Source organism: Microbacterium sp. (assembly GCF_036566905.1).
Classification (GTDB): domain Bacteria; phylum Actinomycetota; class Actinomycetes; order Actinomycetales; family Microbacteriaceae; genus Microbacterium.
Window position 1 is genome coordinate 1 of record NZ_DATCVK010000197.1, and the last position, 3,780, is coordinate 3,780.

Genomic DNA, 3,780 nt, shown 5'->3' on the forward strand with positions numbered 1-3,780 from the left:
GCCGGCGTGGTCGCCGGTTTGGCGCTGGCGGCGCCGCTCGGCGCGATCGGGGTGCTCCTCGTCCAGGAGGGAATCCTGCGGGGCCTCCTGGGCGGGCTTCCCAGCGCAGCTGCCGTCGCGACCGTGGACACGCTCTACTGCGCCGGTGCGGTGGCGGCGGGCGCCGTGCTGAGCCCGGTGATCACCACGTGGGCTCCCTGGCCGCAGATCGGCGGCGGGGCGGTGCTCATCGCGCTCGGTGTCCACGGACTGGTGAAAGGATGGCGCACCGCGCGCCGGACCGCCGCCACGCATGCAGCACATGCGATGGACTCGGTGGCTCCCTCGACCCGCGTGCATTCCTCGACCCCGTCGCCGTCAACCACAGGATGGGCGCGGTACGCGCTCTTCCTCGGGCTGACGGCGATCAACCCGGCGACGCTGCTCTACTTCGCCGCGATCCTCCCGGGCCTGAAGGAGACGACATCGTCGAACACTGCCCAAGTCGGATTCGTGGTCGGCGTCGCCCTGGCGTCGTTCGCGTGGCAAGCGCTCCTCGTCGCGCTCGGAGCTGGGATGCGACACAAGACCGGCGCCTCGTTCAGGAACTGGACCGCGGTCATCGGCAACAGCACCGTGGCCGTGCTCGGCGCGATCCTCATCGCGCAGGTGGTGTAGCACCGCCGCAAGAACGCCTGCGCGGCGCGGCCTCATCTGGGATCAATCCGACCCAGGATGCAACCAAGGTCCCATACCCGGACATCCCTGTTGAGGAGAAGGTGTACCTGGGGGTGACAACGATGCAGGGTGGCAGGAAACTCATGCGCGTCGGCGGCGCGGTGACAATGCTCGGTCTCGTCGGCATGGTCGTGGGCGCAGCGATGCTCGCGTACGCGTCGGCGTTCGGCACAGCGTCAATCAACACCGACCAGCAGCGCGACGTCGCGCTGCTCGTTGCCGCAGTGGGGGCAGCAGCCGCGATCGCGGGCGTCAGCCTTGTCTGCATGGGGCTCGTGCTCCGGCCGAAGCGCGGGAGCTCGAAGCGAACGGCACGACGAGCCAGTCGCTACGTGCCGGCCGTGCACCGCGCGACGTACACGCGCCCGGCCAGGAGAGCAGGCTCAGTGCTCACCGGCGAGCAGCCGGTGATCACGGGCTGACCGCCTGGTCGTGCAGAAACCCGCTGGAACATGTGACGAAGTCCCCTTCGCCCGACAACTCCCCAAGTAGAGACAGGAATGAGGCGGCGTGGTGTCGTATGGCAAGAAGCTCATGCAGGCGGGCGGAGCAATGACGGTGCTGGGCATGGGCGGCATGGTGACGGGGGCCGCGGTGCTCGCGTTCGCGTCGGCGTTCGGCGAGCCGTCGGCGAGCTCGGCGAACCAGGGAGGCATCGCGCTCATGGGTGCCGCAGCCGGGGCATCGCTCTCGATCGCCGGCGTTGCGATCGTCTGCGTCGGACTCCTCGTGCGGCCGAGTCGTGCAGCTCAGGAGGGCCGCCTCTACGTGCCGGTGCATCACCGTGAGTCGCTTCTGCGACCGGCGCGGCGGCGCATCCGTCGACCCCGCGCGCAGGGCTCGAACACCTCCGAGTACTCGAACACACCCGAGTACCTGACCTAGGGTCCGGCAGGTGCCACTCCTCCTGCACAGGTGAGGATGTCGCGCCGAGTGCACCGAGCAGGGCGGCCGGCGGTCGGAACGAGCTCGGCCGACCTAGCGTGCGAGCATGCCCGCTCGTGACGCCGTCGACCCGTTGGCGGTGCTCGACGCGTCCGCGCGCCGCGCCGGCCCGCGTGTGCGCGTGGGAGTCGGCGCCGCCGTGGTGTTGTTCGTGCTCGCCGTCGCGGTCGCCGCGCTCATGTCGTTCGGCGCCGGCGGCGGCGGCGATCAGGCTCGCATCGAGGCATCCGACGACCGAGCGGATGCCTCGGGTGACCCGTCATCGACTCTGGGCGCGCCGTCGGTGCTCGTGCACGTGCTCGGCGCCGTGGTGCGGCCGGGGCTCGTCGAGCTCGATGCGGGCGCCCGGGTCGTCGACGCCATCGCGGCGGCAGGAGGGCTGGCGCCCGACGCTGATCCCGCGGGCGTGAACCTCGCGCGTCCGCTCGTCGACGGAGAGCAGCTCGCCGTTCCGATCGCGGGACAGGTGCCGCCGCCCGCTGTCGCCGGCGGCGCGCCGGCACCGGGTGGCGGTCCTTCGGACGGGCTCGTGCACCTGAACAGCGCAGGCGTCGCCGAACTCGACACCCTCCCGCGCATCGGCCCCGCCCTCGCGCAGCGGATCCTCGACTGGCGTGACGCCAACGGCCCGTTCACCTCGGTCGACCAGCTGCTCGATGTCGCCGGCATCGGCGACACCGTGTTCGCGGGCCTCGAGCCGCTCGTGGCGCTCTGAGTGCGCGACCTCCGCCTGCTCCTGCCCGCGACGTTCGCGTGGCTGGCCGCATGGTGCGTCATCGGCTTTCCCGGCGGTGCCGCCGGTGCCATGTTCGTCGCGCTTGGGCTCTGGGTCGCGGCGTGCGTCACCGCCGGCCTCGTCGTCATTGGAGCCCTTCGGGAGCGCCGTCGTTGCGTATCGGCCGACGATGGAGGCGTCGCGCCAGTGGCTCGCTCAGCGACGGCCACGCTGCTCGTCGTGCTCGCGGCGGGTGCGCTCGTCGTGAGCGCTGCGGCAATCGGTCTCGGTGCGCGGGAGTCGTCTCCACTCGCCGAAGCGGCGCACGAGCACCGCACCGCCGTGGTCACGGTCGAACTCACCGGTGCGCCGAGGACGATGCGTTCGAACTGGTTCGCCGAGGACGAGGCGCCTGCTCTCCGAGTCGAGGGCCGGCTCGTCGCCATCGACGGTGCCGCGACGCGCGCAATTCCGGTGACGACGGCGCTGTCGCTCCCGGCAGGTGAGCTGCAGCTCGGCGCTGAGGTCACGTTCTCGGCTCGTGCGACGCCGCTGCCGGCCGAGGAGGGGTCGGCGTTCCGATTGGCGGCCGTCGGCGACATCCGCTCGGTTGCAGCGCCCCCGCCATGGCTCGCCTGGACCGTCGGCCTGCGCACCGGATTCGCCGAGGCCGCCGGCGCGCTGGGCGGCGATGGCGGAGCGCTCGTACCCGGGCTCGCGATCGGCGACACGAGCGCGGTCGACGAGACGCTCGACACGGCCATGAAGGCGTCGTCGCTCAGCCATCTGACGGCCGTCTCGGGCGCAAACTGCGCCATCGTCACGGCGGCCGCGTTCGCCCTCGCCGCGCTGCTCGGCCTGCCCCGACTGGCTCGCGTCGCCGTCGCGCTGGTCGCCCTCGCAGGATTCGTGGTGCTCGTCACCCCCGAGGCGAGCGTCGTTCGCGCGGCGACCATGGCGATCGTGGTGCTCGTGGCGGTCGCCGCCGGTCGTCCCGGCGGCGGTGTCGCCGCGCTCTCACTCGCCGTGGCCGTGCTGCTCGCGATCGATCCGTGGTACTCCCGCGACTACGGGTTCGCACTGTCGGTGTTCGCGACGGCCGGTCTGCTGCTGCTCGCGCGGCCCCTCAGCGAGGCGCTCGCGCATTGGATGCCGTTGCCCATCGCCGCGGTCATCGGCGTGCCACTCGCCGCCCAGCTCGCCTGCCAGCCCGTGCTGGTGCTGCTGGACCCGGCCCTCGCGCTCTACGGCGTGCCGGCGAACCTGCTCGCAGCTCCGGCCGCGCCGCTCGGCACGGTCGTCGGGCTCATCGCTTGCCTGCTCCTGCCGGTGCTGCCGTCGGTCGGGTTCGCGTGCCTCCAGTTCTCGTGGCTGCCCGCGTCCTGGATCGCGCTGCTCGCGCG

5 protein-coding genes are annotated in these 3,780 nt (G+C 72.1%); all 5 read left to right on the forward strand.

Going from position 1 to position 3,780, the window contains the following annotated elements; translation table 11 throughout:
• Positions 1 to 657: LysE family transporter (locus VIP82_RS16630; RefSeq protein ID WP_331910605.1), on the forward strand; the 657-nt coding region annotated here is incomplete at its 5' end.
• 113 nt (positions 658 to 770) lie between these two features.
• Positions 771 to 1,139 (forward strand): hypothetical protein, encoded by a 369-nt coding sequence (locus tag VIP82_RS16635; RefSeq protein WP_331910607.1) that lies wholly within the window; start codon positions 771 to 773, stop codon positions 1,137 to 1,139.
• A gap of 91 nt (positions 1,140 to 1,230) precedes the next feature.
• A complete protein-coding gene (locus VIP82_RS16640; protein WP_331910609.1) occupies positions 1,231 to 1,602 on the forward strand; it encodes a hypothetical protein in 372 nt (123 codons plus the stop codon).
• 106 nt (positions 1,603 to 1,708) lie between these two features.
• Positions 1,709 to 2,377, forward strand: a complete 669-nt coding sequence (locus tag VIP82_RS16645) for a ComEA family DNA-binding protein (protein ID WP_331910611.1) — start codon at positions 1,709 to 1,711, stop codon at positions 2,375 to 2,377.
• Positions 2,378 to 3,780 (forward strand): ComEC/Rec2 family competence protein (locus VIP82_RS16650; protein ID WP_331910613.1); only part of this gene is annotated, 1,403 nt, incomplete at its 3' end.

Excerpts from the sequence above, each read along its gene's own strand:
- VIP82_RS16645 (WP_331910611.1), top strand. The coding sequence starts at position 1,709 with ATGCCCGCTCGTGACGCCGTCGACCCGTTGGCGGTGCTCGACGCGTCC.